This window comes from Azospirillum sp. TSO22-1 (genome assembly GCF_003116015.1).
Classification (GTDB): domain Bacteria; phylum Pseudomonadota; class Alphaproteobacteria; order Azospirillales; family Azospirillaceae; genus Azospirillum.
The window spans coordinates 17,383-31,047 of the sequence record NZ_LGQZ01000138.1; the positions used below are offsets into that span (position 1 = coordinate 17,383).

A 13,665-nucleotide genomic window follows, 5' to 3' on the forward strand; every position below is an offset into this window, starting at 1 on the left:
TCAGCCGAGGAAGGCCTCTTCGACGAGCTGGCAGAGCATGTGCCCGACCGCCAGGTGCATCTCCTGGATGCGCGGGGTCTTGTTGGAGGGCACACACAGCGCCACGTCGCACAGCGCCGCCATCGCCCCGCCGCCCTGCCCGGTCAGCCCGATGGTGCGGATGCCCAGCTCGCGCGCCGCCTGCAGCGCCGCCACCACGTTGCGGCTGTTGCCGCTGGTGGAGATGCCGACCAGCACGTCGCCCGCCCGCCCGATGCCGCGCAGCTGGCGGGAGAAGATGTCGTCGTAGGAATAGTCGTTGCCGATGGCGGTCAGCGCCGAGGTATCGACGGTCAGCGCCACTGCCGGCAGCGGCGGCCGGTCGACCAGGAAGCGCCCCATCAGTTCGGCCGCGAAGTGCTGGGAGTCGGCGGCCGAGCCGCCGTTGCCGCAGAACATGACCTTGCCGCCGCCGCGCAACGCCTCGATCATCAGGCCGGCGGCGGCGGCGACATGGTCGGCCTGCGCGGTCAGCGCCTCGAGGTTGCGGGCGGACTCGATGAACGCCGAGGTGATGGTGTCGTGCATGGGGGAGGGACCTGTCTGCATGATGGTGTCGCGTCGCCGACCAAGCCCGGCTAGTCCGCCCGGCGACGCTCCTGCTCGCGCCGGACCAGCTCCTCGACCAGCCGGTCGAGGCGGTGGGTGGCTTCCCAGCCCAGCTCGCGCCGGGCCTTGTCCGGGTTGCCGACGCTGAAGGCGATCTCGGAGGGGCGGTAGAGGCTGCTGTCGACCTCCACCCGGTCGCGCCAGTTCAGGCCGAAGCCGGCGAAGACGCGGTCCACGAAGTCTTCCAGCGTGTGCGCCTCGCCGGTGGCGATGACGAAGTCCTCCGGCCGGTCGTGGCTCAGCATGCGGCGCATGGCGTCGACGTATTCCGGCGCCCAGCCCCAGTCCCGCACGATGTCGAGCCGGCCGAGGTGCAGCGTGCGGGCGCGGCCGTCGGCGATGTCGGCGGCGCCGCGCACGATCTTCTGCGAGACGTAGCGGGCCGGGCGCAGGTGGGACTCGTGGTTGAACAGGATGCCCGAGCAGGCGAACATGCCGTAGGCGTCGCGGTAGTTGGCCACCGCCCAGTAGGCCGCCGCCTTGCTGGTGCCGTAGGGGCTCTTGGGATGGAAGGGCGTGCCCTCGGCGGCGGGAACGGCGGTGTCGCCGAAGCACTCGCTGGAGGCCGCGTTGTAGAAGCGCGCGCCGGAGTTCAGGAAGCGCATGGCCTCCAAGATGTTGACGGTGCCGATGACGATGCTGTTCAGCGTCTCCAGCGGCTGCTCGAACGACAGCGAGACCGACGACTGCGCGGAAAGGTTGTAAACTTCAGTCGGATTCACAGCCTCGAGCAGCGCCGCGACGCTGCGGAAATCCACCGGCGCCGCCGAATGCAGGTGCACTTGGTCGAGGATGCCCAGGCGCTGCAGGTTGCCGAAGGACACGGCGTCGCGGTCGCGCGACGAGCCGTGCACCTCGTACCCGTGGTCGAGGAGGAGCTTGGCGAGCCAAGCCCCGTCCTGTCCCGAAACGCCGAAGATCAGGGCGCGTTTGCCGGAGCCGGTCATCCGGCCTTTCTCCGGAAGGCCTCGAGGTCGGCCTGCACCATCTCGCGCACCAGCTCGCGGAACGGGGTGGTGTGCGTCCAGCCGAGCTTCTCGCGCGCCTTGGCCGGGTTGCCGATCAGCAGATCGACCTCGGTCGGGCGGAAGTAGGCGGGGTCGACGCGCACCAGCACCTTGCCGGTCGCCTCGTCGATGCCGGTCTCGTCCACGCCCTCGCCCTTCCAGGCGATGCGCTTGCCCACCTCGGCGAAGGCCAGCTCGACGAACTCGCGCACCGCATAGGTCTCGCCGGTGGCCAGCACGTAGTCGTCCGGCTCCGGCTGCTGAAGGATGCGCCACATGCCCTCGACGTAGTCGCGGGCGTGGCCCCAGTCGCGCTTGGCGTCCAGGTTGCCGAGGTACAGCGTCTCCTGCTGCCCGGTCTCGATCGCCGCCACCGCGCGGGTGATCTTGCGGGTCACGAAGGTCTCGCCGCGGATCGGGCTCTCGTGGTTGAACAGGATGCCGTTGGAGCTGTGGATGCCGTAGGCCTCGCGGTAGTTCACCGTGATCCAGTAGGCGTACAGCTTGGCCACCGCGTAGGGGCTGCGCGGGTAGAAGGGGGTCTTCTCGCTCTGCGGCACTTCCTGGACCTTGCCGTACAGCTCGGACGTGGAGGCCTGATAGAAGCGGACCGACTTCTCCATCTTCAGGATGCGGATCGCCTCGAGGATGCGCAGCGTGCCGAGCGCGTCGGAGTTCGCCGTGTATTCCGGCGTCTCGAAGCTGACCTGCACGTGGCTCTGGGCCGCGAGGTTGTAGATCTCGGTCGGCTGGATCTCCTGCACCAGGCGGATCAGGTTGGTGGCGTCGGTCAGGTCGCCGTAGTGCATGCGGAAGCGCACGCCGCTCTCGTGCGGATCCTGGTAGAGGTGCTCCACGCGGCCCGTGTTGAACGAGGAGGACCGGCGCTTCACGCCATGCACCTCGTAGCCTTTGCCGAGCAGGAGTTCGGCCAGGTAAGCGCCGTCTTGGCCGGTGATGCCGGTGATCAGGGCAACTTTGGACATACCTTCCTCGAGAGTCATTCGGACTGGTGCGGATCAGCCAATGTGGCGGAGCACGGGCGGGCCGCGCGGGGCCCCACCCTATCGCGGCAGTCCGGAAAAGGAAAGGCGTGCCATGCCGCTTCGCCCCGGCAGCGGCGGCTTGCCGCGCGTCACACCGGATGATAGACGGGTCCGGCCATTCCACCCGGCCCTATCCTGCCAGACCCCACTCGCCCAGACCGGAGAGCAGCGGACATGATCGTCGAACGGCTCGACATCCCCGACGTCGTCATCTTCAAGCCCAAGCGCCACGGCGACGCCCGCGGGTTCTTCTCGGAGACCTACAGCCGCCGGACCATGGAGGAGCTCGGGTTCGACCTCGACTTCGTGCAGGACAACCACGCCTTCTCGGCCACCCGCGGCACGGTGCGCGGCCTGCACTTCCAGACCGGGGCCTGGGCGCAGGCCAAGCTGCTGCGCGTGGTGCGCGGCGCCGTCCTCGACGTCGCGGTGGACATCCGGCGGGACTCGCCGACCTTTGGGCGCCACGTTGCGGTGGAGATCTCGGCCGACGCGTGGAACCAGATCCTGGTGCCGGTCGGCTTCGCGCACGGCTACTGCACGCTGCGGGAGGACACCGAGGTGATCTACAAGGTCACCACCTACTACGCCCCCAAGCACGACGAGGGCATCCTGTGGAACGACCCCGACCTGGGCATCGCCTGGCCGGTCGACGCGGCGTCCGCCAACGTCTCCGACAAGGACCGCGTGCAGCCGCGCCTGGCCGACCTGCCGCCGCGCTTCACCCTCGCGGGCCCGATTCTCTAAAGCGGATTTCGATCCGCTTTAGACTCATATGGCCTCACACGCCGGCCGGGCTTCGGGCGCACGTGCGCCCGGGACCGCAGTCGCGGTCCAGATCGGATCGAGATCCGATCTAGGGAAATCCGGGGGTCGGCGCGGCACCTGTGTGACGTCACACTCACGGTCCCGCCACCGTCCTTGACAAGGCGGGCGTCCTTGAGCCAAGTCTCGGCCGCGGCAGCCGTCCGTGCCGCCGCCCCCGCCACCCGTCGAGAGCCCGCATGGTCCCCGATGCGCTCCGTGAGTTCCGCGACCGCCTGGGCAAGAGCCAGGCGGACTTCGCGCACTGGCTCAATGGCCGTCTCGGCCGCAAGTACGACAACGCCACCATCAGCCGCTGGGAATCGGGCGCCGAGCGCATCCCGGCCAAGGTGGCCGATTTCCTGGAAGAGGAGGGCCGCCGCGTGGCCCGCGTGATCGCCGTCGCCAACCAGAAGGGGGGGGTGGGCAAGACCACCACCACCCTCAACCTCGCCTACGCGCTCGGCGAACTCGGCAAGCGGGTCCTGGTGGTGGACGCCGACCAGCAGGCCACCGCCACCGAGGGCTCGGGCATCGACCCGATCGCCGTGCAGGACGAGAAGCGCGGGCTGGAGGACGTGCTGTTCGGCCAGACGCCGATCCGCGACGCCATCGTGCGGCGCGAGCATTTCGATGTCCTGCCCTGCACCATCGCGCTGGCGGAAGCGCAGATCAAGATCCTGCTCGACCCCGACAACGGCCGCTTCGTGCTGCGCGAGCGGCTGGAGGAGGTGCAGCACGACTACGACGTGGTGCTGATCGACTGCCCGCCCGAGCTGGCGCTGATCACGGTCACCGCGCTGATCGCCGCCGACCAGGTGCTGATCCCGACGCGGGCCAGCCGCTACGACGTGCGCGGCATCCCGCTGATCCTCGACACCATCGTCCGCATACGGCGCCGGCAGAACCCGGAGCTGGACATCCTCGGCATCCTGCCGACCATGTTCAACCGCAGCTACGCGGTCGAGCAGCAGGTGCTGACCGACCTGCACACCCTGATCGCCGGCAAGGCGCGCATCTTCGACCCGATCCCGCGCTCCACCGAGGTGGACCAGGCGACCTACGCCGGCGACCTGCCGATCCGGGTGCTGCCGAAGAGCCATTCCATCAGCGCCTACCGCACGCTCGCCGGGGAGATCGCACATGGCTAAGAACTGGCGCAAGGCGGGGGCGTCGGACTCGCTCGCCCGCGGCCTGCAGGGGGCCGGCGACCTGCTGTTCGGCGGCGACGAGCACCTGCGCGAGACGGTGTCGCTGCGGCTCGCCGACGTCGAGCCCAACCCCGAGCAGCCGCGCCGCCACTTCGACGAGGCGGAGCTGCAGCAGCTCGCCGACTCCCTGCGCTCGGTCGGCCAGCTCGCCCCGATCCTGGTCAAGCCGCACCCGAGCGAGCGCAGGCGCTACCTGCTGGTAGCCGGCGAGCGGCGCTGGCGCGCCTCGGCGCTGGCCGGCTTCAGCACCATCGCCGCGCACATCCTGTCCGACGACGCCGACCTCGACCAGATCGCGCTGATCGAGAACCTGCAGCGCGTCAACCTGTCGCCGGTCGAAGAGGCCGAGGGCATCCAGCGCCTGATCGACCGCCACGCCTACAGCCAGGAGCAGGCGGGCACCCTGCTCGGCCGCTCGCGCACCGAGGTCAACACCACGCTGACCCTGCTGCGCCTGAAGCCGGAGATCCGGCTGGACTGTGTGACGTCACACAGCGACACGCCGAAGGCGCTGCTGCTGGAGATCGCCCGCATGGACCCGGCCGCGCAGGCCGCCGCCTGGAAGCGCGCCAAGGCCGGCGCGCTGACCGCGCGCACGGCCCGCGCGCAGCGCCGCGGCGTCGCGGAAGAGGAGACGGGCGGGCAGGGGCGTCCGGCGGTGTCGCCGGCCCGCTTCATCGCCGCCCTGCCCAAGGTGCAGAGCGGCCTGGACAGCGGGCTGGCCGCGCTGGAGGCGGAACGGCCGGCGCTGCGGGCCAAGGACTATGAACGGCTGAGGGCGCTGCGCGCGCGCCTCGACGACTACGCGGCCGTCATCGACCGCATTTTGGAAGGTTGATCATGAAGGGCATCATTCTCGCCGGCGGCTCGGGCACCCGCCTCTACCCCGTCACCCACGTCGTCAGCAAGCAGCTGCTGCCCGTCTACGACAAGCCGATGATCTACTACCCGCTGTCGGTGCTGATGCTGGCCGGCCTGCGCGACATCCTGATCATCACCACGCCGCAGGACCAGGCGCTGTTCAAGGCGCTGCTGCGCGACGGCAGCCAGTGGGGCATCAACCTCAGCTACGCGGTGCAGCCCGAGCCGGCGGGCCTGGCGCAGGCGTTCCTGATCGGCCGCGAATTCATCGGCGGCGATTCCTCCTGCCTGATCCTCGGCGACAACATCTTCTTCGGCCAGGGCCTGGAGCGGCGCCTGAAGAGCGCGGCGGCGCAGGAGGGCGGGGCGACCGTCTTCGGCTACACGGTCAGCGACCCCGAGCGCTACGGCGTGGTGGAGTTCGACGCCAATGGCCGCCCGGTCAGCATCGAGGAGAAGCCGGCGCAGCCGCGCTCCAACGTCGCGGTGACCGGCTTGTACTTCTACGACAACCAGGTGATCGACATCGCCAAGTCCATCCGCCCCTCGGCGCGCGGCGAGCTGGAGATCACCGACGTCAACCGCGCCTACATCGAGATGGGCACGCTGAAGGTCGAGCGCCTGAGCCGTGGCTACGCCTGGCTCGACACCGGCACGCACGACAGCCTGGTCGCGGCGACCCACTTCGTGCAGACGGTGGAGCAGCGCCAGGGCCTGAAGGTCGCCTGCCCGGAGGAGATCGCCTTCCGCGCCGGCTTCATCACCGCCACCGACCTGGAGACGCTGGCCGGGCCGCTGCGCAAGTCGGAGTACGGCCGCTACCTGCTGCGCGTCGCCGCCGGCGAGATCTGACCGGCCCCACGATGACCGACGGCGGCGAGACGGCCGCCGCCCGGCTCGGCCGGGCGGTGGCACTGCACCAGCAGGGCCGGCTGGAGGAGGCCGCCGCCCTCTACGCCCAGGTGCTGGCGCAGGAGCCGGGCAACGCCGGCGCCCTGCACCTGTCGGGCGTGGCGGCGCGGCAGTCGGGGCGGGCCGCCGAGGCGGTGCTGCGCATCGCCAACGCCGCCAACCGCGACCCCACCCTGCCCGGCCTGCACCACAACCTCGCCCTCGCCGTCGCCTCCCTGGGCCCGCCCGACGCCGTCGCCGCCGAGCTGGTCCGCCGCCTGGGCGCAGCCCCCGACGACCACGCGCTGCGCCTGCTGCTGCTGCACACGCTGGCGCAGACCGTGACCGGCACCGACGTCCCGCCTGCCCCGCCCGTCACCGCCCCCCCCGTCACCGCGATGGCCGGCGCCAGCGTCTCGGTCGTGGTGTGCAGCATCGATCCCGCGAAGTTCGCCGCCGTCTCCGCCAACCTGACGGCCGTGCTGGCCGGCTGCGAGCACGAGATCATCGGCATCCACGACGCCCGCTCGCTGTGCGAGGGCTACGCCCACGGCTTGGCGCGCAGCCGCGGCGACATCCTCGTGTTCTGCCACGACGACATCAAGATCCTGACCCCCGACTTCGCCGCTCGGCTACGCGCCCATCTGGAGCGCTTCGACATCGTCGGACCGGTCGGCACCACGCGGATGGCCGGGGCGTCCTGGCTGTACTCGGGCTGGCCGCACCAGCACGGCATCGTGGTGCACGCCGCCCGCGGCCCGAACCCTTTCCGGGTCGAGGTCTACGGAGCCCCGGCCGCCGCGGTGCCCGGCGCCCAGGCGCTGGACGGGCTGTTCCTGGCCGGACGGCGCGCGGCGGTGGAGGCCGTCGGCTTCGACGCCGCCACCTTCGACGGCTTCCACCTCTACGACATGGATTTCACCTTCCGCGCGCACCGCGCCGGCCTGCGGGTGGCCGCCTGCCCGGACCTGTGGATGGTGCACCGGTCGACCGGCCGCATGGACACGGTGTGGCGACGGTATGCGGACCGCTTCATCGAGCGCCACGCCGGTGCGCTGGCGCCGCAGGCGGCGCAGGGGCCGAACCCGCTGCGCGCGGTGTGGCTTGCTACCCCCGGCGCGGTGCGCGCCTTCTGCGCCCGTGTGCTGTCCATCGGCGCGCCGGCCTTCGGCCTCCTGCCGGCCGGCGCCTCATGAGCGGCATCCCTCCGGATTGGGGGAGGCGCGTGACCGGCGACCCGAACGCCCTTCTGGCGCTGGCCGCCCGGTCCCACGCCGCCGGCGATTTCGCAACGGCTTCCGGTCTGTGCGACCGCGTCCTGGCGCTGGCGCCACTTCATCCCGACGCGCTGATGATCAAGGGGTTGGCGGCCCGACGCAGCGGCCGGCCGGGGGTAGCCGCCGCACTCCTGCGCGCTGCCCTAGCCGCCGCCCCGGACCATGCCGGCGTTTGGAGCAACCTGGCCGATTTGGACGAGGTCGACGGCCGCGCCGACGCGGCGCTGGCGGGGTACCGGCGGGTGAACGCCCTTGCGCCGGGCGATCCGCGGGCCTTGGCGGCGCTGTTGCGTCTGCACACGGCGCGATGGGAGCTGGACGCCGCGGCGGCCCTCGCGCGGGTGATGACCGCGCTCAGCCCGGAGCGCCCCGAGCTGCATGCCCATTTGGGAGAACTGGCGAGCGTGGCCGGGCGGCACGGCGACGCGCCGGCACCTCTGCGCCGTGCCGCCCGGCTGGCGCCGCACAACGCCGCGTTCCACCACACGCTGGGCCTGGCGCTGCTGACCGCCTGGGAGGAGGGCGCCATCGGTCCGCTCCGGCGCGCACTCGCCTTGCAGCCCGATCTTGCCGACGCCTGGGTCGCGCTCGGCGATCAGCTGACCCGAGACGGAGACGTCATCGCCGCGCACGGCGCGTTCCACCGGGCGGCGGCGCTCCGTCCGGACGAGGACACCATCCGCTCCCGGCTCCGCTTCGCCGAGATCCGCATCGGCCGCTACGAGGAGTGGTGGCACTCCTGGAACGCCACGCGCCCCTACGATCCCGGCTTGCCGGGATCACTGCTCCGGCTTCCCCTGTGGGAAGGGGAGGATGCTTCCGGCAGCCACCTGCTCGTGACCGGCGAAGAGGGGCTCGGCGACGAGATCCTGTTCGCCTCCTGCCTGCCCGACGTGATCACCCGCCCCGTCCGCGTCACGCTCGCGTGCAATCCCCGGCTCGCCCGCCTGTTCGCCCGCTCCTTCCCCGGCGCAACGGTTGTCCCGGCCACGGCGACGGCGTCCCTCGCGGCCGACCGCCGCATCGCGCTCGGCGGCCTGCCCGCCATCCTGCGCCGGACGCCCGCCAGCTTCCCGGACCGGGCGAGCTTCCTGACCGCCGATCCCACAATGGTCGCCGATTGGCGGAGCCGGCTCGGGACCGCCGGACAGCCGATCGTCGGCCTGTCCTGGCACACCGTCGCGTCGGAAACCCGGTGCGTGTCCCTGCAGGACCTCGCCGACGCGCTGGCCGCTGGAGCCGGCGGACCGTCGCTGGTGAGCCTGCAGTATGGGGACCACGCGGCGGCGCTCGCCGCCGCGGCGGACCGGACCGGCGTGCCCATCGCCGATGCCGGCGAAAGCGGCCCCGGCCAGGACCTGGACGACTGGACCGCCCGGGTGGCCGCCTGCGACCTCGTAATCACCATTGACAACACCACCGCGCATATGGCCGGCGCGCTCGGCGTCGAGACCTGGGTCCTGCTCCCCGTAGAGGCCGAGATCCGCTGGGAGTTCGACCGGACCCGCAGCCCCTGGTACCCATCGGCCAAGCTCTTCCGGCAGCCGCGGCCGGGCGACTGGCCTTCCGTCCTCGTCGAGGTTGGCCGCGCCTTCGGCCTCTGGCGGCGGGATCCGCAGCGGGCATAGCGGAAGGGGAGGGGGCCGCCCTGCCTCAGCCCGGCAGGACGTCGGCGTTGTGGGCGCGGATCGCCGCCTGCTGCGCCTCGAACGGCAGGATGGTGGTCTTGCGGGTGATGCGCTCGCGCCCATGGTCGCGGTAGAGGATCAGCGGCTCCCAGGTGATGTTGAACGCGCTGGCCCCCATGGCGGCCAGCCGCACCCAGTAGTTCCAGTCCTCGTAGACGTAGCCCTCGGCGCTGTCGAAGTCGTAGAAGCCGCCGCTCGCCTCCCACAGCGCGCGCCGGTGCACGCCCGGGGTGGGCATCTGGTTGGTGAGCAGGAAGTCGGCCAGCTCCGGCCGCCGCAGGAAGCGGCGCAGCCCGGTGTCGTCGCCGAAGATCCGCACGCAGGCGCCGACCAGGTCGTAGCCGAAGCGTGTGATCAGGAACAGCGCCTTCTCGATGTACTGCGGGTCGAGCCGGTCGTCGGCGTCCAGGCAGCAGACGTACTCGCCGCGCGCTAGCCCCAACCCGAAGTTGCGGTTGTCGCCCACCTTGCGGCGCGGCCAGCGGTACGCCGTGCGCACCCGCGGGTGGTTGATCGACCGCACCACCGCCGGCGTCGCGCCGTCGGTGGAGCCGCCCTCGACCAGCACGACCTCCAGGTTGGGATAGGTCTGCGCCAAGCAGGATTCCACCGCCTCGCGCACGAATTCGCCGTAGTTGTAGCAGGGGATGACGATGCTCACCAACGGCGGGTCCGGCCAGTGCCGGGGAGCCTCCCGGGCGTCCTCGCCGGTGTGGAAGACCCGGTTGTAGGCGACGATCTCGGCACCGACGTCTTCAACTCCAGGTAGCCGTCGCGGCGGCGACAGGTGGCGGCTGGCGGCGGCGTACTCGCCGCGGTCCTGGAGGATCTGGCCGATCTGGTGGTGCGCCGCGGCGAGGCCGGGGGACAGCACCGCCGCCCGCCGGAAGCAGGGCAGGGCCTCGTCCTCGCGGCCGTCGGTGCGCAGCATCAGGCCGGTGTTGAAGTGGAAGGCCGCGTCGTCCGGCAGCAGCCGCAGCGAGCGCCGCAGCAGCGGCCGGGCGAGGTCGTGCCGGCCGGCGGCGCCGAGGATGAGGCCCAGGTGGTGCAAGACCACCGCGTCCGCCGGCACGGCGGCGAGCAGCCGGCGGTACAGGCGCTCCGCCCCGGCGGTGTCGCCGGCGACGTGCGCCCGGAAGGCGGTGTGGCGGAGCGCGGCGGTGTCGATGTCGGTCACGGGCGGGGCCGGAAGGGGCGGCGCGGGACCGGCGCCGGCCGGTCCCGCCAGGGGTCAGCGGTCGCCGGGATCAGCGGCCGCCGGAATCAGCGGCCGTAGGTGTCCTCGAAGCGGACGATGTCGTCCTCGCCCAGGTAGGAGCCGGACTGCACCTCGATGACCTCCAGCATCACCTTGCCCGGGTTCTCCAGGCGGTGCAGCGTGCCCATGGGAATGTAGATCGACTGGTTCTCGTAGACGTGCACCTGCTCCTCGCCGCGGGTGACCAGGGCGGTGCCCTTGACGACGACCCAGTGCTCGGCGCGGTGGTAGTGCTTCTGCAACGACAGCCGGGCGCCCGGCTTGACGCACAGGCGCTTGACCTGGAAGCGCTCGCCCGACAGCAGGCCCTGGAAGCTGCCCCACGGGCGGTGGACGGAGCGGTGCACCAGCCGTTCCGGCCGGTTGCTCTGCTTCAGCCGCTCGACCACCGCCTTGACCTCCTGGGCGCGGTCGCGGCTGGCCACCAGGACGGCGTCGTCGGTGACCACCACCACCGCCTCGTCCAGGCCGACCACCGCGGTCAGCTGGTCCTCGGAGCGGACGTAGCAGTTGCGCGAATCCTCGATCAGGACATCGCCGATCTGCACGTTGCCGGCCGTGTCCTTGGCGCCGACCTCCCACAGGGCCGACCACGACCCGACGTCGGTCCAGCCGAGGTCGCAGGGCACGACGGCGGCGGCGTCGGTGCGCTCCATGACCGCGTAGTCGATGGAGATCGACGGCGCCGCGGCGAAGGCCTCGGTGTCCAGGCGGAAGAAGTCGAGGTCCCTGGCGCCCTCGTCCAGCGCCTTGCGCGAGGCCGCCAGCACCTCCGGCGCGTGGCGCTCCATCTCCTCGATCAGCCGGCCGGCGGGGAAGAGGAACATGCCGCTGTTCCAGAAGTGCTCGCCGCCGGCGACGAAGCGCTCCGCCGTCTCGCGGGCCGGCTTCTCGGCGAACTCGGCGACCCGGTGGGTGCCGGGCAGGCCGGACAGCGCCTCGCCGCGGCGGATGTAGCCGTACCCGGTCTCCGGCGCGGTCGGCGCGATGCCGAAGGTGACCAGGTAGCCGCGCGCCGCCGCCGCCGCCGCCGCGTCGACCGCCGCGCGGAAGGCATCCCGGTTCTGCACCAGATGGTCGGCCGGCAGCACCAGGATCAGGGCGTCGGGGTCGCTGCGCTGCGCCAGCAGGGCGGCCACCGCGCAGGCGGCGGCGGTGTTGCGCCCGACCGGCTCCAGCACCAGCGCCCCCGGCGTGGTGGCCAGCGCGCGGAGCTGCTCGGCGATGACGAAGCGGTGCTCCTGGTTGGCGATCACGATGGGGGCGGCGAAGCGCGCCGGATCGACCACGCGCTGCACCGTCTCCTGCAGCATGGAGCGCTCCGAGCACAGGGGCAGGAGCTGCTTCGGGTACGTCTCCCGCGACATGGGCCACAGGCGCGACCCGGAACCGCCGGACAGCACGACGGGAATGATGGTGGCGTTCGAGCGGGTCAGGCTTTCCACAGTGCCCTCCAGGTGACTTGCCCAGCGGACGACTGCATGGCACGGCATTTCGGCAAACGCAATCTTGTTGTCCGGCCCCGGCGGAAAGCCTCCCCCGATGCCCCGCCGCCTGTCCCTACCGTTCGCGCAGCGCCTCCTGGACGTGGCGGGAGAGCGGCGAGAGCAGGTAGTCGAGGATGCGGCGCTGGCCCGTCTTGATCTCCGCCGTCACCGCCATGCCGGGCGCCAGCGCGGTGCTGCGGCCCTCGACCTCCAGGCTGGTGCGCTCCAGCGCGACGCGCGCCGAATAGACCGAGCCCGTCCGCGCGTCGTCCTTCTTGTCGCCCGCCGCGGCCTTGTCGTCGCGCTGCACCACGTCGCCGGACACCGAGGCGACGCGGCCCGGCACCAGCCCGTAGCGGGTGAAGGTGAAGGTGTCGATCTTCACCTCGACCGGCTGGCCGACGGCGACGAAGCCGATGTCCTTGTTGGCGATGAAGGCCTCGACCTCGATCTGGCTGTCCTCGGGCACGATCACCAGCAGCGGCTGCGCCGGCGTCACCACGCCGCCCACCGTGTGCACGGCGAGCTGCTGCACCGTGCCGTCGACCGGCGCGGTCAGGCGGGTCTGCGCCAGGCGCTGCCCGGCCTTGGCCAGCTCCTGGGTGAGGTCGGCGGCCTTCTGCTCGGCGGCGGTCAGCTCGGTGTAGCGGGCGCGGCGGAACTCGGCCTCGGCCTGCCGGCGCTGCTCGACCGCCGCGGCCATCGCCGCCTCGACCTCGGTCAGGCGGGTCTTCTGCACCAGCACTTCCTGCTCGTGCTCGACCAGGTCTTGCTGCAGCTGGAGGTACTGGAAGCGCGAGGTGGTGCCCTGCGCCGACAGCACGCGCAACGCCTCCGCCCGCTCGCGGATCATCGGCAGCGTCGTGGTCAGCTTGGTCATGGTCTGCAGCACGGTGGCGCGGTCGGCCTCGCGCCGGGCCAGCTCGCGCTCGACGCCGGACAGCTTGGCGCGCTGCTCGGCCAGCTGGCTGGCCAGCAGCTGGCGGTGCATCTGCACCAGCCCCGCCGGGGCGCCCGCCGGTGGCGCGAAGGCGGCCAGCGGGTCGTCGGCGGCGCCGAGCACTGCCATGAGGCGGGCGATCTCGGTGCGCACCGCCAGCAGCTCGGCGGCCAGCCGGTCGCGCTCGGCAGCCGGCGCCGTCGGGTCCAGCTCGATCAGCAGGTCGCCGGCCTTCACCTTGCGGCCGTCCTCGACGTGGATGGCGCGCACCAGCCCGATCTCCATGGGCTGCACGGTCTTGGTCCGGCCGCTCGGCACTACGCGGCCCTGGGCGACCGCCACCATGTCGACCTGCCCGAACCACGACCACGCCAGCGCGGCCGCGAACAGCGCCATGACGGCGGCCGAGAACAGCCGCGCGGTGGGGGAGGGGGGGCGCTCCAGGATCTCCAGCGCCGCCGGCAGGAAGTCGATCTCCTCCGCCGTGCGGGGGGCGGGGCGGGCAACCGGCGCCGGCGTGGGGCGGCCGGCGGGGGAGGGGAGGGGG

At 71.9% G+C, this 13,665-nt stretch carries 12 protein-coding genes; 6 read left to right on the top strand and 6 right to left on the bottom strand.

Going from position 1 to position 13,665, the window contains the following annotated elements; translation table 11 throughout:
* From gmhA to gmd, 3 genes are read right to left on the bottom strand one after another with little or no spacing between them, the layout of a single operon-like run.
* Entirely contained in the window at positions 1 to 567 is a 567-nt protein-coding gene (gmhA, locus tag TSO221_RS29360) for a D-sedoheptulose 7-phosphate isomerase (protein WP_109122057.1), read from the bottom strand.
* Between the two features lie 50 nt (positions 568 to 617).
* The gene (locus TSO221_RS29365; RefSeq protein WP_109122058.1) at positions 618 to 1,595 is read right to left on the bottom strand and encodes a GDP-mannose 4,6-dehydratase; all 978 of its coding nucleotides are present in this window, start codon (positions 1,593 to 1,595) and stop codon (positions 618 to 620) included.
* A complete protein-coding gene (gmd, locus tag TSO221_RS29370; RefSeq protein WP_109122059.1) occupies positions 1,592 to 2,641 on the bottom strand; it encodes a GDP-mannose 4,6-dehydratase in 1,050 nt (349 codons plus the stop codon). Before gmd ends, TSO221_RS29365 begins: the two co-directional genes overlap by 4 nt.
* A gap of 234 nt (positions 2,642 to 2,875) precedes the next feature.
* Here gmd and rfbC point away from each other — a divergent pair, with 234 nt between their 5' ends.
* The 6 genes from rfbC to TSO221_RS29400 all read left to right on the top strand — a co-directional run bounded on the left by rfbC (position 2,876) and on the right by TSO221_RS29400 (position 9,373).
* A complete protein-coding gene (gene rfbC, locus TSO221_RS29375) occupies positions 2,876 to 3,448 on the top strand; it encodes a dTDP-4-dehydrorhamnose 3,5-epimerase (protein WP_109122060.1) in 573 nt (190 codons plus the stop codon).
* Between the two features lie 257 nt (positions 3,449 to 3,705).
* Positions 3,706 to 4,656: an AAA family ATPase gene (locus tag TSO221_RS29380; RefSeq protein WP_109122061.1), complete on the top strand. Its 951-nt coding sequence runs from the start codon at positions 3,706 to 3,708 to the stop codon at positions 4,654 to 4,656.
* On the top strand, positions 4,649 to 5,554 hold the full coding sequence (locus tag TSO221_RS29385; protein ID WP_109122062.1) for a ParB/RepB/Spo0J family partition protein: 906 nt from the start codon (positions 4,649 to 4,651) through the stop codon (positions 5,552 to 5,554). Before TSO221_RS29380 ends, TSO221_RS29385 begins: the two co-directional genes overlap by 8 nt.
* Positions 5,555 to 5,556: 2 nt before the next feature.
* On the top strand, positions 5,557 to 6,429 hold the full coding sequence (rfbA, locus tag TSO221_RS29390) for a glucose-1-phosphate thymidylyltransferase RfbA (protein ID WP_199229676.1): 873 nt from the start codon (positions 5,557 to 5,559) through the stop codon (positions 6,427 to 6,429).
* Positions 6,430 to 6,440: 11 nt separating this feature from the next.
* Positions 6,441 to 7,664, top strand: a complete 1,224-nt coding sequence (locus TSO221_RS29395; RefSeq protein WP_109122064.1) for a glycosyltransferase — start codon at positions 6,441 to 6,443, stop codon at positions 7,662 to 7,664.
* A 29-nt stretch (positions 7,665 to 7,693) separates the two neighbouring features.
* Positions 7,694 to 9,373 (top strand): tetratricopeptide repeat protein, encoded by a 1,680-nt coding sequence (locus tag TSO221_RS29400; RefSeq protein WP_158284247.1) that lies wholly within the window; start codon positions 7,694 to 7,696, stop codon positions 9,371 to 9,373.
* Positions 9,374 to 9,398: 25 nt separating this feature from the next.
* Here TSO221_RS29400 and TSO221_RS29405 read toward each other — a convergent pair whose 3' ends face one another.
* The 3 genes from TSO221_RS29405 to TSO221_RS29415 form a co-directional block, all read right to left on the bottom strand.
* Complete coding sequence (locus TSO221_RS29405; protein ID WP_109122066.1) at positions 9,399 to 10,610, bottom strand: glycosyltransferase; 1,212 nt, start codon at positions 10,608 to 10,610, stop codon at positions 9,399 to 9,401.
* An 86-nt stretch (positions 10,611 to 10,696) separates the two neighbouring features.
* The gene (locus tag TSO221_RS29410) at positions 10,697 to 12,127 is read right to left on the bottom strand and encodes a mannose-1-phosphate guanylyltransferase/mannose-6-phosphate isomerase (protein WP_247878320.1); all 1,431 of its coding nucleotides are present in this window, start codon (positions 12,125 to 12,127) and stop codon (positions 10,697 to 10,699) included.
* A 124-nt stretch (positions 12,128 to 12,251) separates the two neighbouring features.
* Positions 12,252 to 13,665: HlyD family type I secretion periplasmic adaptor subunit (locus tag TSO221_RS29415; RefSeq protein WP_199229677.1), on the bottom strand; the 1,414-nt coding region annotated here is incomplete at its 5' end.

Bases quoted from the DNA above. Each gene is read 5' to 3' on its own strand.
- gmhA (WP_109122057.1), bottom strand. From the start codon at position 567: ATGCACGACACCATCACCTCGGCGTTCATCGAGTCCGCCCGCAACCTC.
- TSO221_RS29365 (WP_109122058.1), bottom strand. From the start codon at position 1,595: ATGACCGGCTCCGGCAAACGCGCCCTGATCTTCGGCGTTTCGGGACAG.
- gmd (WP_109122059.1), bottom strand. From the start codon at position 2,641: ATGTCCAAAGTTGCCCTGATCACCGGCATCACCGGCCAAGACGGCGCT.
- rfbC (WP_109122060.1), top strand. From the start codon at position 2,876: ATGATCGTCGAACGGCTCGACATCCCCGACGTCGTCATCTTCAAGCCC.
- TSO221_RS29380 (WP_109122061.1), top strand. From the start codon at position 3,706: ATGGTCCCCGATGCGCTCCGTGAGTTCCGCGACCGCCTGGGCAAGAGC.
- TSO221_RS29385 (WP_109122062.1), top strand. From the start codon at position 4,649: ATGGCTAAGAACTGGCGCAAGGCGGGGGCGTCGGACTCGCTCGCCCGC.
- rfbA (WP_199229676.1), top strand. From the start codon at position 5,557: ATGAAGGGCATCATTCTCGCCGGCGGCTCGGGCACCCGCCTCTACCCC.
- TSO221_RS29395 (WP_109122064.1), top strand. From the start codon at position 6,441: ATGACCGACGGCGGCGAGACGGCCGCCGCCCGGCTCGGCCGGGCGGTG.